Source organism: Rhodovulum viride, from assembly GCF_003265965.1.
Lineage (GTDB): Bacteria > Pseudomonadota > Alphaproteobacteria > Rhodobacterales > Rhodobacteraceae > Rhodovulum > Rhodovulum kholense.
Genome location: NZ_MUAV01000022.1, coordinates 22,972 through 42,874, shown reverse-complemented (window position 1 = coordinate 42,874; position 19,903 = coordinate 22,972). Strand labels below are relative to the sequence as shown.

Here is a 19,903-nt window from a genome sequence, read left to right as displayed (position 1 = left end):
CCTTCCGGCGGCGGCCGGTCAGGCCCGCCGCCGCAGCTTTTCCGTTGCATAGGCCAGGAACCCGGCCTCGTCGACGGGCCGGGAATACAGATAACCCTGCAGCACCTGACAGCCCAGCCCCCGCAGGATGCGCACCTGATCGGGGGTCTCGACCCCCTCGGCCACGGTGCCGATCCCCAGAGCCTCGGCGATCTCGACGATCGCGCGCACCAGATTGCGCGACCGCAGGTCGCGCGCCACCGGCGCCACGATGCGGCGGTCGATCTTCAGCGAAGACGGCGCGATCTCGAGCAGTCCGATGATCGAGGCATGGCCCGAGCCGAAATCGTCGATCTCGATGTCGATCCCGGCCTCGCGCACGGCGGCCAGATGGGTGCGGAAGGCATCGCTTTCCTCTTCGACCAGGATCGATTCCAGCAGCTCGAAGGTCACCTTGGTGTCCTCGCTGCGCATCGCTCGCGCGGCCGAGACCACATCCGGGTCGTGCATCCGGCCCGAACTGACATTGAAGCTGATCTTGGGCAGATGCAGCCCCGCCGCGCGCCAGCGGTCCAGCGCCTGGCGGGATTTCTCCATCATCAGGCGGTCGATCTCGGGCACCAGCCGCAGCTGCTCGGCCACATGCATGAAGGCCGAGGGCGCCAGCAGACCCTTCGTCGGGTGGCGCCAGCGCAGAAGCGTCTCGGCCCCGACCAGACGGTTTTCCATCGCGCAGACCTGGGGTTGGAAGAACGGCACGAACTCGTCGCGCTCCAGCGCCTCGTGAATCTCGGCCGCCAGACGCCGGTCGTTCAGGATCGAATCGTGCAGCGCCCGTGTGAAGAACTGCATCCGGCTGCGGCCGCTGGCCTTGGCGCGGTAAAGCGCGGCATCGGCGAACAGCTGGATGTCGCTGTCGGGGCTGCAGATGTCGTCGCACAGGGCGATGCCGAAGCTCGCGCCGAACCGGCAGGGGCGCCCGCGATACAGCATCGGTTCGGCCAGCCGGGCCTGCACCCGTTCGACCACATCCTGCGCATGGCGCCGCGTCATGCCCGGCGCCAGCAGGATGGCGAATTCGTCGCCCCCGATCCGCGCGGCGAAATCGCCCGCCCGGATCGCACCGCGCAACACCTCGGCCACCCGGATCAGCACCTGGTCCCCGGCCTCATGACCCAGCGTGTCGTTGACATATTTGAAATGGTCGAGGTCGATGCGGATCAGCACGCAATCGCGCGGCCCGCCCGCCCCCGCCTCGGCCAGACGCTCGGCCAGCACCCGGTCGTAGAACCGCCGGTTCGGCAGGGCGGTCAACCCGTCATGCAGCGCCTGCCGCTCGTTCTCGATCCGCATCTTCTCGGCCAGGCCGTGGGCGCGGCGCAGGTCGGCTTCGCGTTCGACATCGGCGGTCACGTCGTAAAGCGCGCCGCGCCAGGTCAGGACCCCGTCCGGCCCCTCGCGCGGGGTCGCCGAGGCATCGAGCCAGCGCATGCCCCGGACCGGATGGAAGATCCGGAACCGCTGGCGGCGGAGCGTCAGCGTTTGCGAGGTGGTTTCGATATTGGCCAGGAACTGGGGCAGGTCGTCGGGATGGATGCGCTCGAGGATATGCGTCTGCAGCCGCTGAACGTCGCCGCCGGGAAACCCCATAAGATCGTTGAAATGGGCACTGGTATAAGTGAAGTTCAGCCCCCCCAGGGGCGCGCGCTGAGCTTCGTAAAGCCCGACCGGAGCGATCTCGGCGATCGAGGCCAGACGGTCCATCGCATCATGCGCCTCGGCCGCGGCCAGCGCCGCCCTGCTTTCCATCTCGAGCCGCTCGGTGATGTCGATCATGTAGCCGTACCACATCGCCCCGTCGGCCGAGCGCAGCGGACTGGCCGAACACAAAAGCCAGATCGTTCCCTTTTGCGGATGCTCGACCCGGAACTTGAACTCGGCCCGGGCGCCGGTCTCCAGCGACTGGGCGAAGGCGTCCTCGACCAGGGCCTCGTCCTCGGGCGCAACATGGCGGAACGCCTTGCCGACACTCTTGCGCAGTTCGGTCCCGGGCACCCCCATCAGGTCGGGCAATCGCGAGGTGAAATAGGGAAAGCGCATCTTGCCGTCGCGCGCCTGCCGCAGCGAGAAAAGCGCGCCCGGCGAGTTCTCGGCCAGCGTCGTCAGCCGTTCATGGGCCAGACGCTGAGCCGCCGAGGCCCTGGCCGCCCGCCGCTCTGCCGCGATCTCGTCGGTGATGTCCAGCACGCTGCAGCGCCACAGCACCGTCCCGTCGGGCTGCGCCGTCGGCAGGGACGAGCCCAGATACCAGCGAATCCCCCGCTCGGGGTGCCGCAGCCGGAAACGCGCCGACCCCGGGCACAGGTCCTCGGCCGACCGCCGGGCCTGTTCGCGCAGCGCGGCAAGGTCGTCGCGATGGATCCAGCGGAGCCCGGCGCGCACGTCCTGCGCAAGATCCGCGGCCGTGACGCCGAACAGATCGGGCAGCTTGACACTGAAATAGGGGGCGCTCAGCCCCCCATCGAGATCGCGCCGCAGCTCGAACAGCGCCACCGGCGCGTTGTCGGCCAGCGCGTTCAGCCGCTCGCCGGCATGGCGCGCGGCCTCAGCCAGCGCGGCCGCGTGGATCTCGTTCCGTTTAAGATCGGTGACGTCGACGAGGCTGCCGCAGATGATCGCCCGCCGGTCGCCGGCCGCCGCCGCGAAAAGCTGCCCTGTGACCGCGAACCAGCGATAGCTGCCATCCTTGCAGCGAAGCCGGTGATCGAAGCCGAACCGCTCGACCTCGCCCCGGACCGCCGCCTCGATCTGGCTGAGGATGCTCGCGCGGTCCTCGGGATGAATGCGGTCGACACAGCTTTGCACATCCAGAGGGATCTCGCCGGGCTCATAGCCCAGGGCCCTGAAATACTCGCCTGTGGCGCGGATCTCGGTCGCGGGAAGTTCGGCATACCATTGACCGATTCCGGCCGAAGCCGCCGCCACCTGAAGGATTTCGGCCTGCTCCAGAACGCACGCGCCGGTCGGGGCGGACGCCGCCGGTCCGGTCGCGTGGTCGGCGCTGCCTTCGCCATTGACCGACGGCCTCTCCCGGGCGGGGTCTTCGGAGGGAATCGCCCGGTTTCGAAAGCGTCCGATCAAAGCCCCGAACTGACGGGGAGAGGAAGTCGGTTCAAGCTGATGTTTGGCGCGCGGCCCTATACTGAAACCGTTCACTTGTTCCTTTGGCACGACACGGGTCCTCGCACTTTCGGTTGGCCCAAGGCGCGGAAAGCCCGCTCCGAGCGACCGGCACACGGTAAGGTTGCATGGCTGATGCCGAATTGCGGCATTTGCGAGGCCTCCGCCGGGGCGCCGCAAGGCTCTTCCGGGCCCACATGCGGTTCCGCACGGCGCACAGGATCGGAGCGCCTTGCAAATCCATTAAATAACAAATGCTTGCACGCCGCTTCCCGCCCCCGGGAAGGGCGTGCCCCTCGGCCCGGAGAATCTGAAGGCGGGCACGAACGTTGCGGCACTTCGGCGGCGGAAGTGCCCCCGCAAGGACACCCGGCGGCGAAACGGCAAGACGGAGCGGCCCTGAGCCGCACCGCCGCCGGTTCCGCGCCCTTGTGGTGGATCAGATCAGGAAGTCGCTGTCGCTGAGTTCGCCGATATCGACCCGCGCCAGGTGGATGTCGACCGTCGCGAAGTCGAGCAGCACATCGCGACCGCTCTGGGTCATGTGAACCGTCACATCGGCCCAGCTCGACAGGCCCGAGACGGCCGTCAGGTCGATCCGGTCGAGCCCGGCGCGGAAGTCCATCACCAGATCGACGCCGTCGCCATCGGCAAAGACGAAAAGATCGGCCTCGGCGCCGCCGGTCAGCCGGTCGTTGCCCGTTCCGCCCAGAATCGTATCCGCCCCGGCGCCGCCGGCCAGGAGGTCATCCCCTGCATCGCCCGACAGGCTGTCGGCGCCGCGCCCGCCATAGATCCGGTCTCTGCCCGCCCCGCCCGAAACGGTGTCGCCGTCGCCAGCCAGATCCCGGCTGCCGTTGAAGCTGTCATCGCCGTCGCCAAGGCTTACAAGGTCGCGGCCGCCCGTATCGCCCACCCGGTCGTTGCCCGCACCGCCATCGACGCTGTCATTGCCCGCCCCAAGCTGGATCGAGTCGTTCCCCTCGCCGCCCGAGACGGTATCGCCCTGGCTGCGGCTGTCGCCGGTCGCCGTATAGCGGTCATTGCCCGCGCCCAGATCGACCAGATCGTTACCGCCGCTGTCGGTGACGCTGTCATTGCCTGCGCCACCGGTCAGCGTGTCGTTGCCGAGGCCGCCCGACAAGAGACCGCCCGCATCGCTGGCCTGAAGCAGATCGTCGCCCGCCTCGCCGTACAGCGCGTCGCGGCCGCCAAGGCTGATCAGCCGGTCATCGCCCGCCCCGCCATAGACCCGGTCGATCCCGGCATCGGCGCTGTCGGTGAAAGTGTCGTTGCCGTCGTCCAGCCGGATCTGGTCGTTGCCCGCCCCGCCCAGCACGGTGTCGTCGCCCGCGCCGCCGGTGATCGTGTCATTGTCGGCACCGCCGTCGATCAGATCGGCCTCGGCCCCGCCCAGGATCACATCGCGCCCGGCCTCGCCATGAAAGCTGTTCGACCCGGCCGTGCCGAAGATCCTGTCGTCGCCGGTGCCGCCGCGCACCGTGTCGCCGCCCGCGGCGCCGGTCTCGGCGGTGTCGACGAAAATATCGGCGCCCTCGCCAAGATCGACGGTGTCGCGCCCGGCCCCGGCATCGACCCGGTCGTTGCCCGCGCCCGCCGCGATGTCATCGGCCATGGCGCTGCCGTTCAGCACATCCGCGCCAGCGGTGCCCGTGATCGTGCCCGACGTGGCAAAGCCGTCATTGCCCGAGCCTGCAAAGCGGAAGGACGACACCCCGAGCGTCGCCAGAGCGGTCCCGCGCAGCAGGAGCGTCCCTTCCGAGGTTGTCAGCAGCGTGCCGGTCCGCAATTGCGTGGCGCCGGTCATCAGCGTGCTCCAGTCCGCGATCGCGCCAACCGCACTGAGGTCGATCACATCGCCCGCGCGAAGGTCCATGATCGTGTCGGTGCCGAAGCCCGCGCCCAGCACGAAGACGTCGTTGCCGCCGCCACCGGTCATCGTGTCGTTGCCCGCACCGCCTGCCAGCGTATCGGCGCCGCCACCGCCCGACAGCAGGTCATTGCCCGCATCGCCCGACAGGCTGTCATTGCCGTTGCTGCCGATGATCCGGTCGTTTCCGTCTCCGCCGCTGACCGTGTCGCCCATCGCCGCGGTGTCGCCGGTGGCCGAATAGCGGTCGTTGCCCGCGCCCAGATCGACGCTGTCCTTGCCGCCGGTATCGGAGATGCTGTCATCGCCCGCACCGCCCGACAGGCTGTCATCGCCCTTGCCGCCCTGCAGCGCATCGTTGCCAGCGCCGCCGGTGACGGTGTCGTTGCCGGCGCCCGCGCTCACCCGGTCGTTCCCGGCGCCGCCGTCGATCAGGTCGTTGCCATTGCTGGTGGTGATGGTGTCGTTGCCGTCGCCGCCGCTGACGGTGTCGGCCATGCCGGGGCTGTCGCCGCGGCCCAGATAGCGGTCATTGCCCGCGCCCAGATCGACCAGGTCGGCGCCGCCATCGTCGGTCACGTTGTCCATCCCGGCGCCGCCGGTGATGGTGTCGTTGCCGGTTCCACCCGACAGCACGCTGCCCGCATTGCTGGCGGTCAGCACGTCGTCGCCGGCCTCGCCATAGAACAGGTCGCGCCCGCCCTGCGACACCAGCCGGTCGTTGCCCGCCCCGCCATAGACCCGGTCGACACCGATATCTGTGCCGTCGACGAAGACGTCGTCGCCAGCCTCGAGATAGACGATGTCGTTGCCGAGCCCGCCGGTCACCGTGTCATTGCCCGAATTCGCCCGGATGGTGTCCGCCCCGGCAAGCCCGTCGATCAGATCGTCGCCGGTCGTGCCCTGGATCGCGTCCCTCGCCTCGGTGCCCGAGATCCGGGTTGCCGAACTGACGCCCGAGCCACCGCTGCCCGACCCGCTTCCGCCCGACCCGCTGCCCGATCCACCGCCCGATCCGTCCGACAGCAGGAAGTTGGCGACGCTCAGCGCGCCGAGCGTGATCCCCTGCAACAGTACGCTGCCTTCGGTCGTGGCGATGGTCACGCCCGAGGCCGACTGCGCCATCAGCGCCACCAGATCCGCCCAGCTGGCCGCGCCCGGGATGGTGGTAAAGTCGATCCGGTCGACCGACGCGAAATCGGTGATCCGGTCATCTCCGAACCCGGAGAAGAAGCGGAACAGATCCGCCCCGGCCCCGCCGGTCATGATGTCGTTTCCGGCGCCGCCGGTCAGCACGTCGTCGCCCGCCCCCCCATCGAGCGTGTCGTTGCCCGCCCCGGCGGAAATCGTGTTGGCCGCGCCGTTTCCGGTCACCCGGTCGGCCCCGGCGCCGGTCGTGACATTCTCGATCACCGTGCCCGCGGCGATCATCATGTTGCCGGTCCAGCCCAGAGCGTCCGAGACGCTGCCGGCGGTCAGGTCGATCCGGTTGCCCGCCGCCCAATGCGAGAAATCGACCAGATCGGTGCCGCCGCTGTCGGACAGCACGAAGGTCACCGGCTGGATCCCGGTCCGGCCGAGCGTGTCAAGCGCGCCGCCCGCGGTCGAGTTGCGGCCGTAGACGGTATCGCCCGCATGGACCGCGGCCGGGGCGCCGTACAGCGTCTGAACCGCGAGGGCATCGGCGATCATCGGGGTCAGGGTGAAGGCGGTGGTGGCAGCGACCGAAGTGTTTTCGCCCTGCGAGAAATAGGACATGACGCTGGTCTGCCAGCTGTCATTGGCATAAAGCGCATCGCGCGAATAGCTGGCCGAGCCGTTGAAATTGCCGGTATGGCCCAGCCCCAGCGCGTGCCCGATCTCGTGCAGATAGGTCTGATAGCTGTAGCTGTCGATCCCGGTCCCGTAGGTGGTGACCCAGCTTCGGGCGATGTTCACGGTGACGCTGCTGATCGCGTTGCCCGAGACATAGGCCTGGGCATAGGCGCCCGAGCTGTTGTTGACGAAGGACATCTGCGCGCCCGAGGAAACCTCGGTGAAGCCGATATTCGCGGCCTCGCTCCAGGCGTCCAGCGCGGTGCGGGCCAGCGCCCGCTCGGACGCGTTCAGGCTCGACCCGAAGGAATAGGTGACGGTGTGATCGGACCCCGAGAACTGCCAGGACCGCGCGGGCTGGCCGGTCGCGGACCAGTAGCCGGTCAGAAGCTGGTTGGCGATCTGCTGGGTCGAATAGATCGGGCGCGCCATGGACAAGTCCCTCGTTCCGGTCGGGGACGCGGCCGGTCAGGCGGCGCCGATCCGAGGTTTCTTTCAGCACGGACCCGGCGGCGCGCGCTTGCCGTTGCGGCATGCAAAGGAAAAGGGGGCGAAATAAGGAGCCGGTAAGAAATCTCTGGCCCAAGCCGGGCGAATCCGCGGCAAACCGACGCGCGCCGCGGCGCAAGGCATCCTCGGGCCGAAGCGGCCTTGCCGCGCACCGGCCCCGGAAAACAGCCGAAACGGCATCAATATCAGCGGCATAGGCCCTCCCCAAGCCGAACATCGACAAGCCTGAAAACGACCATCCATGTCGTAAAATGGCATTCCCCGGTTGGCAGGCACGGTGTTTTCACCTAAACCCGGCCCCGGTTGCGATGCTTGGTTTTCAGATACATGCCGAATTGCGGGGCGTTTCCCCCCGCCTTTCGGCCGCGGCCCGACGCCGCGCAAGGCCGTTTGCGGCCTGCCCGCTGCTCATCGCGACCCTGCCGCCCCGGCCTCCGACCCGTCCTGCCGGGCGGCGGAAATTGTCTTTTCACCTTTCAAGACGGAGCATCCGATGAAACGAGCAACAGCCCTTGGCGCCCTTCTGGCCGGACTGACCCTGCCCGCAGTGGCGCAGGCCGAGTGCGGCGAGGTGTCGATCGCCGAGATGAACTGGGCTTCGGCCTCGGTCGTGACCAATGTCGAGAAATTCCTGATGGAGCAGGGCTATGGCTGCACGGTCAAGGTCGTGCCCTCGGACACCGTGCCTGCGGTGACCTCGATCGCCGAGAACGGCGAGCCCGACACCGTGTCGGAAATGTGGGTCAACTCGACCGGCGAGGTCTATTCCAAGCTCAAGGACCAGGGCAAGATCGAGGAACTGGGCAAGGTGCTTGATCCCGGTGGGGTCGAGGGCTGGTGGATCCCCGACTATCTGGCCGAGGAGCATCCCGAACTGACCACCATCGAGGGCGTCCTGGCCCATCCCGACTGGGTCGGCGGTACCTTCAACAACTGCCCCGACGGCTGGGGCTGCCGGGTCGTGAACGACAACCTGATCCCGGCCTTCGACCTTGAAGGCCATGGCATCGAGGTCTTCAACCACGGCTCGGGCGAGACGCTGGCCACCTCGATGGCGTCGGCCTACGAGAAGAAGGAGCCCTGGTTCGGCTATTACTGGGCGCCGACCGCGGTGCTGGGCAAGTACAACATGGTGTCGGTCGATCTCGGCCCCTATGACGAGGCCGCCCACGAGGCCAACCAGACCCCCGACAATCCCGACCCGAAACCCTCGGCCTTCCCGGCCGCACCGGTTCTGACCGTCGTCACTACCGATTTCGCCGACCGCGAACCCGAGGTCGCCGAGATGCTGCGGAAGGTCAGCTTCGACGTCGACGACATGAGCGCGGTCATCGCCTGGATGGACGAGAACAACGCCTCGCCCGAGGAAGGCGCGGTCCATTATCTGACCGAGCACAAGGATGTCTGGTCGGCCTGGCTCGACGACGCGGCACGCGAAAAGCTGGCGGCTCTGCTGAACCAGTAAACGCGACACGCGGATTTCGGACGGGCCTGTCCCCGGCAGGCCCGTCCTTTCCGTTCCCGAGGGGCCGGACCGCCCCCTCTCAAGGAGACCCGAACAGATGGCAAGCTACGATTTTCTCTTCGACGGGCTGGGCCTGCGCGCCTGGTGCGACGGCGGCGCCTCGGCGGCCCCGATGTCGATGGCCGACCTCCTGGGCCAGGCCCGCGGGGCGGCGGCGCCAGCCCCCTCGCTCTGGGACTTTCCCTTTCCCTCGATGAATGCGCTCAACCGCGCCTGCCCGGCCTTTCCGCAGGCGCGCGAGCTGACCAAGGGGCTGGAAGACGGCTTCCTGTCGATCAAGGACGGGCTCAGCATCGTGCTCGACCCGCTGACCCAGCCACTGAGCTGGGCGCTGGAAGGCGCGCTGTGGCTGTTCCAGACCTCGCCCTGGTGGATCATGATCCCGCTGATCCTCTTGGTCGTGCGCCTGGTCACGCGGTCCTGGGGGCTGGTGGCCTTCGTCGCCGCCTGTATCGGCTTTCTGGCCTTCATCAACCATTACGACTACGCGATGCAGACGCTGGCGATCATCTTCGTCTGCGCCTTCATCTGCGTGCTTCTGGGGGTGCCCATCGGCATCGCCATGTCGCGAAGCGACACGTTCCAGCGGATCGCCATTCCGATCCTCGACATGCTGCAGACGCTGCCACCCTTCGTCTACCTGATCCCGCTGATCTTCCTGTTCTCGGTGACCGAGCCCAAGCTCTATGGCATCGCGGTGATCGTCTACGCCATCGTGCCGGTGGTCCGGCTGACCAATCTGGGCATCCGGCTGGTCGACAAGGAGGTGATCGAGGCCGCCGACGCCTTCGGCATGACCCGCCGCCAGAAGCTTTGGGGGGTGCAGATCCCGCTGGCGCTGCCCAACATCATGGCGGGCGTCAACCAGACCATCATGATGAGCCTCGCGATGGTCGTGATCGCCTCGATGGTCTCGGCCCCGGGTCTGGGCGTGCTGGTGCTGCGCGGCATCCGCAATCTCGAACTGGGCGTTGGCCTCGTCTCGGGGCTGGGGATCGTGCTCTTGGCGGTGATCCTCGACCGGGTCACCAAGGCGGCACTGGCCCGCGTGAACACGGCGCGGAAACAGTGAGGACCCCCAGATGAGCGACGATGTGAAAATCTCGATCCGGAACCTCTACAAGATCTTCGGCGCCGATCCGCAATCGGTCCTGCCGCTGGCACGGTCGGGGATGGACAAGGCCGAGCTGCTGGAAACCCACCGCCATGTGCTGGGCCTGCGCGACATCAATGTCGACATGAAGGCCGGGCAGATGACGGTCATCATGGGTCTGTCAGGCTCGGGCAAATCGACCCTGATCCGGCATATCAACCGGCTGATCGACCCCACCTCGGGCGAGGTCGTCGTCAATGGCGAGGACGTGCTGGCCTATAACGACGCCCGGCTGCGCGAGCTGCGCCGGGTGAACATGTCGATGGTGTTCCAGAAATTCGCCCTGCTGCCGCATCGGACCGTGCTGGAGAACGCGGGCACGCCGCTCGAGGTCCGGGGCGTGCCGCGCGAGCAATGGGAGGACGAGGCGCGCAAGTGGCTCGACCGCGTGGGTCTGGAAGGTCAGGGCAACCAGTTCCCGCATCAGCTGTCGGGCGGCATGCAGCAGCGGGTGGGCATCGCGCGCGCCCTGACCTCGAACGCCGATATCATGCTGATGGACGAGGCGTTTTCGGCGCTCGACCCGCTGATCCGCACCGACATGCAGGATCTGCTGCTGGAACTGCAGGCCGAACTGCACAAGACCGTGGTCTTCATCACCCACGATCTGGACGAGGCGCTGAAGCTTGCCGATCATCTGGTGATCCTGAAGGACGGCGAAATCGTGCAGCAGGGCGAGCCGCAGCACATCCTGATGCAGCCGAACGACCCTTACATCGTCGACTTCATCTCGGACATCAACCGCGCCCGGGTGCTGCGGGTTCGGTCGGTGATGACCCGGACCGAGGCGGCGCCCGAGGGTATCGCGGGCGATGTCGAGGCCGATGCCAATCTGGAATCGGTCATCGCGCTCTCGGGCGGCGACACGTCGCTGCGCTATCGCGTGGTGCGGGACGGCCGTCAGGTCGGGCTCTTGTCGGTCAAGGATCTGGTGCGCGCGCTGGTACCGACGGCCGCCTCGGGCGAGGGCATCCGCGCCCGGGCGGGCTGATCCCGCCGCGCCCCGCCAGCGGTCGCCCTGGCGGGGCGTGGGGCCAGCTAGTCCAGAACCTTGCCCTCGGGCCAGGTCAGGCGATGGCTCAGCGCCACCTCGCGCGTGGCGCCCGGCGCAAGATCGAAGCGCCACTCCAACAGCCCGCGCCGGCCCTCGACATCGGTCCCGCTCGGCGCCGGATCGGCCTGCCAGACGATCTTCAGGTCCTCCTGTTCCGAATAGGGCACCCGGTCCAGAAGCCGCACCGGCCAGCTTTCGGCCGTCAGGTTCTCGACCTCGATCCTGACCGCCTCGGACTGTTCGTTGCTCCGCTTCAGGACCCCCCGGTCGCCCTCGTTGCGATCCAGCACGGTGCGGGTCAGCCGCAGCCCGTCGATGGGGCCGAAAGGCAGGTCGGCCTTGCCCCCCGCCGGGATCAGCCCGATCGCCTGCTGGCCGACGAAGCGGCCGTCGAGATAGGCCATCGCCTCGGAACTCGGCAGCAGGATCTCGCCCGTCTCGTTGACGAACGAGGCCACCAGATAGGCACTGTCGTCGAATTCGGGCACCGCCTCGGCCGCAAGCTCGACCGGCATCCCGAGATCGCCCAGCGACAGGCGCAGGTTGTCGGCCCCGGTCGCGATGTCGACGGCGGCGGGATAGTCATAGCTGACCGCAAGCCCGTCGAAATCCGCGACCGCGATCACCGGCGCGGCCCCGGCGGGGGCTGCGTCCATTTCGGCCATCTGGGGCGCGGCGAGGACCGCGCGCGACCGCACCGCCAGATCCGAGGCCTCGAAGGCCGCCACCGGGTCCGAGATCCGGCGCAAAAGCGGCCAGAGATCGCTCGGGGCCGTCTGGCCGCCGGGCCGCGCGGTCGACAGGCTCAGCGCGACCTGAGACCAGGTCTCGCCGGTCTCCTGCGCCACCAGCGCGCCGCGTTCGACGGTCAGCCTGCGGGCCGCGCGGTCCAGCCGAAGATCGTAGACCGGCCGCCAGCGGGCAGCCTCGACCGTATAGCTGACCGTCACCTCGCCTTCGGCCGGTGCGCCCTCGGGGCCGGTCACGGTGATCGCCAGCATCGCCCGCGCGGCATCCTCGGGCACCAGCGCCGCCAGCGCCTGCTCGGCCTCGGCCAGCGCCTCGCGCAGCGGTGTCAGCCCGCGTTCGGCAAGGTCGGCGCGGCCCCGGGCGGCGATGGCGTCGGCCAGCGCCCCTTCGGTCTCTGTCCCGATCATCCGCGCCAGCGCCCGCAGGTCCTCGACCGGGACCGCCACGGCCGCCTCTCCCTGCCCGAGCCGCCCGAGGAAGGCCGCGCGCGCCTCGGCCCCTTGCGCCTCGGCCCGGGTCCGGGCGATCTCGGCCTCGGCCGCCTCAAGCGCCTGGCGGCGGCGTTCGACCTCGGCCTCGGCGGCCTCGATCTCGGGCGACTTGCCCGCGCCACGCGGCGGAACGAAATCGCGCCGCGCCGAAACGCTGCCAAGGCTCGCGCCCTCGACCGCGACCCGGACCGAGCCCAGCGGCGTGGTCTCGGGCAGATCGGCCAGAATCAGACGGTGGGTTCCGGCCGGAAGATCGAAGGCCGCGCTCCGCGTCACCGCCGCGCCATCGGGAAACAGGGTCACCGCGCTGACCCGGCTGGGGATCAGCAGGTCGTCGGCCCAGACCGGCAGGGGGGTCAGGATCAGGCAAAGGGCAAAGGCTCGCATCGTATCGCTCCGAAGACGGCGGGTCTGGCGCAAGACTGCGGCAAGGGCCGATGGGCTGCAAGCGGAACGCGAAGACCGGCAAGGCGTCGCGCGCGGGGAGAGCGAGGCGGGGGGATCGGGCGGGGCCTGCGTCCCCTGGCGGCGCATCGCCGGGGCCGCGGGATGGTTCGGGATGGGGGGGTGTCGGAAAGGGGCGCGACTGACGCGCCGGACCATTGCCTGGGCCCCCCGGAGCGCCGCCGTGCCGGAGCTGGCGCCGTTCGTGGCTCAAGCGCTCTACCGGAGCGTTTGCCGGGGCTGGTGCCCCGGGCCGCCACCTTGCCGGGGCTCCGCCCGTTCGCGGCTCAAACGCTCCACCGGAGCGTTTGCCGGGGCTGACGCCTCGGACGCCGCCTTGCCGGGGCTCCGCCCGTTCGCGGCTCAAACGCTCCACTGGAGCGTTTGCCGGGGCTGACGCCCCGGAGCGCCGCTCACCCCTTCTTCAGCACGCGCTGGCCGAGCAGTTCGGCGATCTGCACCGCGTTCAGCGCGGCGCCCTTGCGCAGGTTGTCCGAGACGCACCAGATGTTCAGCCCGTTCTCGATGGTCGAGTCCTGCCGGATCCGGCTGATATAGGTCGCGAATTCGCCCACGCATTCGACCGGGGTCACGTAGCCGCCGGCCTCGCGCTTGTCGACGACCATGATCCCCGGCGCCTCGCGCAGGATGTCGCGCGCCTCGTCCTCGTCGAGAAACTCCTCGAATTCGATGTTGATCGCCTCGGAATGGCCGACGAAGACCGGCACCCGCACGCAGGTCGCGGTGACTTTGATCGACGGGTCGACGATCTTCTTGGTCTCGGCGACCATCTTCCATTCTTCCTTGGTGGACCCGTCATCGAGGAAGACGTCGATATGCGGGATCACGTTGAAGGCGATCTGCTTGGGGTAGACCGACGGCGCCACTTCCTGACCCGGCACATACATGCCCTTGGTCTGGTCCCAAAGCTCGTCCATCGCCTCCTTGCCCGAGCCCGACACCGACTGGTAGGTCGAGACGACGACGCGCTTGATCTTCGCGCGGTCGTGCAGGGGCTTCAGCGCCACCACCATCTGCGCGGTCGAGCAGTTGGGGTTGGCGATAATGTTCCGCTTGGCATAGCCCATGATCGCATCGGCATTCACCTCGGGCACGATCAGCGGGATGTCCGGGTCGTAGCGGTAGAGCGAGCTGTTGTCGATCACCACGCAGCCGGCCTTGGCAGCCTTGGGGGCATATTCCTTGGTCGCGTCCGAGCCGATGGCGAACAGCGCCATGTCCCAGCCGGTGAAATCGAAATGTTCCAGATCCTGGGTCTTGACGGTCTTGTCGCCAAAGCTGCATTCGGTGCCGAGCGAGCGGCGCGACGCAAGTGCGGCGATCTCGTCCACCGGAAACTCGCGTTCGGCGAGGATGTTCAGCATTTCGCGGCCCACGTTCCCCGTGGCGCCAACGACGGCGACCTTGTAGCCCATATCTGGCTCCCTTAAGGCAAGTCGGATTTCAGTCCGGGGAGCCATACAGGAAAGCCCGCGCGGGTGAAAGGCCCGTTCAGGGACGCGCCGCCGCCAGCACCCGCGCAAGCGCCGCCGGATCGATCCGGACGCCGTCAGGGCCCTCTTCGATCTTCGGATAATAAACCCGTTCGAGATAGGTCATGAACGCGGCCCGCAGCGCCGGGTCGAAGCCCAGATCCGCGGGCGCGCGCAGCGCTTCGGCCAGTGCGGCCTCGTCGCGGGCGGGGGTGGTCAGCCCGGGGATGGCGAAGAAGGCCTCGCCCAGGACGATCACCGGCTTGTCGTGAAAGAAGGCCTGCAGCCCCATCGACGAGTTGATGGTGATGACCCCTCCTGAGGCCGCAAGCTGGGCAAAGCTGTCGGTCGCGTTGTCGATCACCAGCCGCCCGTGCGCATCGGCGACCGCCTCGGCCAGAGCTCCGGCCAGCGATGTCTTGGCCGAAGGGTGCTCTTTCAACCGGATATGCCAGCCCTCGGGCAGTGCTTGCGCGGTGCGTGCCAGCGCCGCGATCATGCCCTCGACCGACCGCACCCAGCCCGCGAACAGCGTGATCTGGCTGTCATTGGGCACCTGCAGGGGGCAGAACAGGAACGGCCCGGCGCCGTCCAGCGCCCCGGCCCCGCCCTGCCCGACATCGGCCCGGCGCGAGGCGCGCGCGACCAGCCCCTGCCCCAGCGCGCGCCAGTCCTCGCCCTGCCGCGACGGGTCCTCGGCCGCCCAGTCGAGATAAAAGCGGGCGTCGCGTGGCAGCCCGTTCCGGGCGTTCACACCCACGGGGTCAAGCGTCACCCGGCCGGGAAACGGCGCCAGTTCGGCAAAGATCCGACCCGCCCCCGCGTCGCGGGCGCCCTCCATGAAGGCGCGGCGCGAGCCGGTCAGCCCGTTCCAGCAGACCGCGATCCGGTCGGGATGACGGGTGAAATAGCGCCGCGACCAGTTGTACTGCGCGGCGATCAGCGCGCGTTTCAGCCTCCGGCCGAGGCGGCCCTTCGGCTGGCGCTTGGCCACGGCCAGCGCCTCGGCGGTGCGGGCACGGGTTTCGGGAAAGCCCCGAAACGACAGCCCGATCAGCGGCAGCCGGTGGCCGCCCCCGGCCGCGGCGGCGATGGCACGAAAGATCGCGTCCTTGCGGCGGGTCCAGCCGGCCAGATAGGCGATCATCGGCCGCGTCCCGGCCCGGCACATCTGTCGGCTGTCATCGGATGCCCCCTTTGCGGTTCTCGCCCCCGGGCATAGCCCAGCTCTGGCGCGGCCGCAAAGGGGCTGCGGGACGCGCCTAGCCCCGGCGCGGGTCAGCGGGCGAAGCAGCGGGGGCGCTGGCCGAAGCCCGAGGCCGAGCAGATATGCGAGCCCTGACCGTGGCGCCGGTCCAGCGCCTGCGCGGCGGCCTTGCGTTCGGATTTGCTGGCCTGCGGCGGCTTTGGCGCCGGGTCGAGCCAGCGCATGACCGAGGCGCCGACGACGGCCTTGTTCGGCGCGAAGCCCTCGGCCGCGGCAGGCCCGGACAGGCCCGCAAGCGCGACCCCGAACGCGACGATCGGCCCGGCCGACCTGCGGCCCGCCAAGGGCAGGCACACTGCTTTCTTGCGATCCGGCATGACACATTCCCCTCGCCGTCTTGCACCCACACGTCCCTTGCCGGGATAACCGTCCCGGACAGAGACGCGTGCGCGCTCCGGACGGACGGCCCCATGGCAATGACGGTCCCACGGATGCCAACGAGGCTATCCGGTAAACGGTTCCTTTCTGTGGCCATCGGGAGGCAAAGGGGAGACCCAAACGGCGCCACCGCCGCCCCGGGGCGCGGGCGGCGCGCCGGGGCCGGGCCGGATGCGCCGGAATCCGCCGAAAACGATGCCGGAACAGGCAGTTGGAGGTCGGCCTCAGGGGGCGAGGATGCGTTCGCCGACCTTCCAGTCGGGCAGACCGAAATCGTCGGGCCAGGGATAGACCTCGACCTGGTTGAAATAGACCACAGCCACCAGATTGGGGAATTCGGGATAGATCTGGCGGACCTCCGAGGTCCATTTGGCGACATAGTCCTCGCGGCCCGAATAGCCGAGTTCGGCCACGACCACCGGCTTGTTGAACCGCTCGACCCGGGCATAGCGCGGCGCCAGGATCGACTGGAAGGACTGTTCCTCCCCGAGAATGGCGGTCTCCCAGGGCTGAAGCCCGAAGACCGACAGGCCGACGATGTCGACATAGTCGTCGCCCGGGTAATAGGCGTCGAGCGCCTCATAGCCCAGCGGCGACCACATATAGGCCACTTTCGGCGCGTTCTTGCGGCAGACATCGACCATCCGGCGATAGGCGGCCTTGTAGGTCTCGGGGTCCCAGTTCGACCAGATGAACTGGCCGCTGTCATCTTCCATCTCCTGCGCCCAGCGCACGGTGACCGGGCTTTCGAAGAGGTTCAGCACCGCGCAGATCGAGGCCATGTAGCGGTCGTAATCGCCCGAGGCGATGCCCTCCTGCAAGGCTTCGGGGGTATTGCGCTCGGACCGGTTCCAAGTCCAGGGCTCGATCGTGGCCAGGACCGACCGGTTCCGCGCCCGGGCATAGGCGTCGGCCTCGATCAGGCTGGGCAGGAACACGTCCTCCCAGGGCAGGAAGAGGTGCTCGATCGACACTTCGGGATCGTCGGCGAAGGCGCCGTCCGGGTCGTAGACGCCGAAAGGCATCTCGCCCGGGGGGGCCTCGATCGGTTCGGCCGGTGCGGCGGCCGCCAGGCCGATCGCGGCGACCAGACCGAGGGCGAATAGGAAGTCACGTCTCATCTGCGAAGGTCCTCATGGGCGCCGGAAATCCGGGTCGCGCCCGAAATCCAGCACATAATGCAGCTTCTTGCGGCCCCCCTGCCCCGCCCCGGACACGACATACTGTGCCGAGGTGACATGAAACGGGCCAAGACCGACAGTCAGGAAATGCAGACTCTGCACCCCCCGGACCCAGACCGACCCGGCGCTCAGCCCGACCAGAAGCGCCAGCATCGCGACATGGGGCCCGAAGTCCCGCCACCGCGTCCTCAGCCGAAGCCCGTTCTCGGTCAGATGATGGACCAGAACGGCCGCAACGAGCCCGGTATAGATCGCCCCGTTGAACAGAGACAGGAGGTAAAAGCCCGCAGCCTCCTCGACATGGGGCAGCAGCAGAACCGGCCCCAACCCCAGCCCGGCGATACCAAGATAGGGCGCCAGCAGCCGGACCGGCAGCCGCGCCTCGGCCGCCGCCCCCTTCGGCGTGATCCGGAAATCGACGAAGCCGCCGAAGATCCGGTCGCGCAGCGCCATCAGCGTGCCCCAGGCGGCCCAGGGCCATTGCGCACAGGGAAAGAGCATGCGTTCCCAGCTGAGCACCGGCGTCCCGGCGGGGCGGTACAGCCCGTCGCGGCGCAGCATCGCCCCGATGGCGAGAAACACCGCCAGCGTCGGCAGCGCATGGCCCAGGAAGGCCGGATAGGTCACTCCGGCGAACCGCATGTCAAAGATCAGCGCCGTCGCCAGGATCAGCGTCCCGGTCGCCATGAAGGCCACCTGCGCGGGATAGATGCTTTGGGTGAAGAGAAACAGCAGCCTCAGCCGGGGCGGCAGGTCCTTCAGATAGCGCGGCGTATAGCGCAGCAGGATCGTCACGAGGCTGCGCGACCACTGGAATTCCTGGGTCAGCATGTCGGCGAAATTGGCCGGCCCCGCGCCGATGGCGATGGCGTCGATGGCATGGACCCCGCGCCAGCCCCCGGCATTCATCAGCATCGAGGTGGAATGGTCCTCGGCCAGTTCCGGCCCGAGCCCGCCGATCTGTCTCAGCGCCCGCGTCCGGACCGCATAATGCGAGCCGATGCACAGCGGCGCCCAACCGTTGGAATAGCCCGCCTGCAACACACCGTGAAACGCCGCCTCGGCGTATAGCCGGGCCCGCGCCGACCAGCTGTCGGCGGCATTCGAGGAACAGATCGAGGGTGCGCTGACATAGCCCACACGCGGGTCGAGGAAGGGGCGCAGCATCTCGCGCAGATAGCCCGGCTGCGGCACGTGATCGGCGTCAAGCTGGGCCACGATATCGTAGCGGTCATAGCCGTGGCTGTCGTAGAATAAGGCAAGGTTGCCCTCCTTGCAGCGGGTGCGGCGCGGCCAGTCGGGGCGGTGATAGTCGGCCCGGCCCCTTCGGGTCGAGACCTGCACGCCATGCGCCGCGCACCAGGCCAGCGTCTCGGGCGCGGGGTCCTCGTCGGCCAGCCAGGTGTCGTGCGGCCAGTCCTGGGCCAGCATCGCGCTCAGCGTCTCGCGCAGGATCTCGAAGGGTTCCGAGGGGCTTTTCGTCACCACCATGGCGACGCGGGCGCCCTCCAGCCCGGCCAGATCGCCCACGGGCCGCCGGGCCTGCAGCAGGAAGGCCAGGAAATAGGCCTGCAGGAAGGTCAGCCAGCCCAGAAGCCCCGAGCAGATCGCAAAGCGGAGGCCGCCGATATTATGCGCGGGCTGCAGCCACCAGGACCAGAAGAAGACGGCGGCGCCCAGCCAGGCCAGCGCCGCCAGCCCATAGCGCCAGCGCTGGCCGCGGGTGAAGAGCGACACCAGAAACGGCCCGCCCGGATCGGCCCCGGGCAGCAGTCCCGCCAGTCCCGCGTCAGGCCATCCCGGCATCGGTCACGTCCAGTCCCAGGGCCAGCGCCGCATCGCGCAGGATGCCGTCGAGATCGCGATGCCGGGCCTCGAAGCCCAGCGCCTCGCGTGCCCGGGACGGATCGGCCACCAGCGCGGGCGGGTCGCCCGGCCGCCGCGGCCGTTCCACGACCGGCACCGGGCGGCCGATGACCCGCTCGACCGCCGCCAGCACCTCGCGGATCGAGTGACCGCGGCCGGTGCCCAGATTGACCCGCAGATCGGCGCCGCCGCCTTGCAGATGGCGCAGCGCCAGCAGGTGTCCCTCGGCCAGATCGCTGACATGGACATAGTCGCGGATACAGGTGCCGTCGGGCGTCGGATAATCGGTGCCGTAAAGCTCGAGCGCTGGCCGCAGCCCGGCCGCCGCGAACAAGGCCAGCGGCAGCAGATGGGTTTCGGGGTCGTGACGCTCTGACAGCCCGGCGGCCGGGTCGGCGCCGCAGGCGTTGAAATAGCGCAGCGCGACATGGCGCAGCCCATGGGCACGGCCGAAATCGGCCAGCATCTGCTCGCCGATCAGCTTGGTCCGGCCATAGGGGTTGATCGGGGCCTGCGGCGTTGCCTCGGTGATCGGCAACGCCTCGGGCAGACCGTAGCTTGCGCAGCTCGAACTGAAGATCACGCGGTCGAGCCCGGTCTCGGCACAGGCACAAAGCAGCGCGGTCATGCCGCCGACATTGTTGTCGTAATAAAAGCCCGGATCGCGCATCGACTGGCCGACATAGGCGGCGGCGGCGAAATGGACGACCGCGACCGGCGCATGGGTGCGGATCGCCCGGATCAGCGCCGCACGGTCGCGGGTATCGCCCTCGACCAGTGGCCCCCAACGGACCGCATCGGCATGACCGGTGCTGAGATTGTCGAAGGCTATGGGAAGGTATCCGGCGTCGGACAGGCGCCGGCAGGTATGGCTTCCGATATAACCCGCCCCGCCGGTGACGAGAACGGGACCTGGCGTTGACACT

12 protein-coding genes are annotated in these 19,903 nt (G+C 68.6%); 3 read left to right on the top strand and 9 right to left on the bottom strand.

The genetic code is table 11. The annotated features are described in order from the left end of the window. Positions 1 to 18: 18 nt before the first annotated feature. Positions 19 to 2,964, bottom strand: a complete 2,946-nt coding sequence (locus BYZ73_RS16345) for a GGDEF and EAL domain-containing protein (RefSeq protein WP_146746320.1) — start codon at positions 2,962 to 2,964, stop codon at positions 19 to 21. A gap of 634 nt (positions 2,965 to 3,598) precedes the next feature. Then, complete coding sequence (locus BYZ73_RS16340) at positions 3,599 to 7,297, bottom strand: M10 family metallopeptidase C-terminal domain-containing protein (RefSeq protein WP_112316766.1); 3,699 nt, start codon at positions 7,295 to 7,297, stop codon at positions 3,599 to 3,601. A gap of 571 nt (positions 7,298 to 7,868) precedes the next feature. Here BYZ73_RS16340 and BYZ73_RS16335 point away from each other — a divergent pair. The 3 genes from BYZ73_RS16335 (at position 7,869) to BYZ73_RS16325 (ending at position 11,044) form a co-directional block, all read left to right on the top strand. Then, positions 7,869 to 8,840, top strand: coding sequence for an ABC transporter substrate-binding protein (locus BYZ73_RS16335; RefSeq protein WP_108028091.1), 972 nt, complete (start codon positions 7,869 to 7,871; stop codon positions 8,838 to 8,840). Positions 8,841 to 8,937: 97 nt separating this feature from the next. Continuing rightward, positions 8,938 to 9,972, top strand: a complete 1,035-nt coding sequence (locus BYZ73_RS16330) for an ABC transporter permease (protein ID WP_112316765.1) — start codon at positions 8,938 to 8,940, stop codon at positions 9,970 to 9,972. Between the two features lie 10 nt (positions 9,973 to 9,982). Then, positions 9,983 to 11,044: a quaternary amine ABC transporter ATP-binding protein gene (locus BYZ73_RS16325; RefSeq protein WP_112316764.1), complete on the top strand. Its 1,062-nt coding sequence runs from the start codon at positions 9,983 to 9,985 to the stop codon at positions 11,042 to 11,044. 47 nt (positions 11,045 to 11,091) lie between these two features. On the opposite strand, the gene BYZ73_RS16320 is transcribed toward BYZ73_RS16325, so the two are convergent. The 7 genes from BYZ73_RS16320 to galE all read right to left on the bottom strand — a co-directional run bounded on the left by BYZ73_RS16320 (position 11,092) and on the right by galE (position 19,902). After that, positions 11,092 to 12,735, bottom strand: coding sequence for a DUF4139 domain-containing protein (locus BYZ73_RS16320; RefSeq protein WP_112316763.1), 1,644 nt, complete (start codon positions 12,733 to 12,735; stop codon positions 11,092 to 11,094). A 470-nt stretch (positions 12,736 to 13,205) separates the two neighbouring features. Further along, the gene (locus BYZ73_RS16315; protein ID WP_108028095.1) at positions 13,206 to 14,228 is read right to left on the bottom strand and encodes an aspartate-semialdehyde dehydrogenase; all 1,023 of its coding nucleotides are present in this window, start codon (positions 14,226 to 14,228) and stop codon (positions 13,206 to 13,208) included. Between the two features lie 76 nt (positions 14,229 to 14,304). Beyond that, positions 14,305 to 15,432, bottom strand: coding sequence for a capsular polysaccharide export protein, LipB/KpsS family (locus tag BYZ73_RS16310; RefSeq protein ID WP_112316787.1), 1,128 nt, complete (start codon positions 15,430 to 15,432; stop codon positions 14,305 to 14,307). Positions 15,433 to 15,563: 131 nt separating this feature from the next. Further along, complete coding sequence (locus tag BYZ73_RS16305) at positions 15,564 to 15,869, bottom strand: hypothetical protein (RefSeq protein WP_146746319.1); 306 nt, start codon at positions 15,867 to 15,869, stop codon at positions 15,564 to 15,566. Positions 15,870 to 16,154: 285 nt separating this feature from the next. Further along, a complete protein-coding gene (locus BYZ73_RS16300) occupies positions 16,155 to 17,051 on the bottom strand; it encodes a glycoside hydrolase family 26 protein (RefSeq protein ID WP_112316761.1) in 897 nt (298 codons plus the stop codon). 12 nt (positions 17,052 to 17,063) lie between these two features. After that, entirely contained in the window at positions 17,064 to 18,917 is a 1,854-nt protein-coding gene (locus tag BYZ73_RS16295; RefSeq protein WP_112316760.1) for a glycosyltransferase family 2 protein, read from the bottom strand. Continuing rightward, entirely contained in the window at positions 18,901 to 19,902 is a 1,002-nt protein-coding gene (galE, locus tag BYZ73_RS16290) for a UDP-glucose 4-epimerase GalE (RefSeq protein WP_112316759.1), read from the bottom strand. The genes BYZ73_RS16295 and galE overlap by 17 nt, the downstream gene beginning before the upstream one ends. Between the last annotated feature and the right edge of the window lies 1 nt (position 19,903).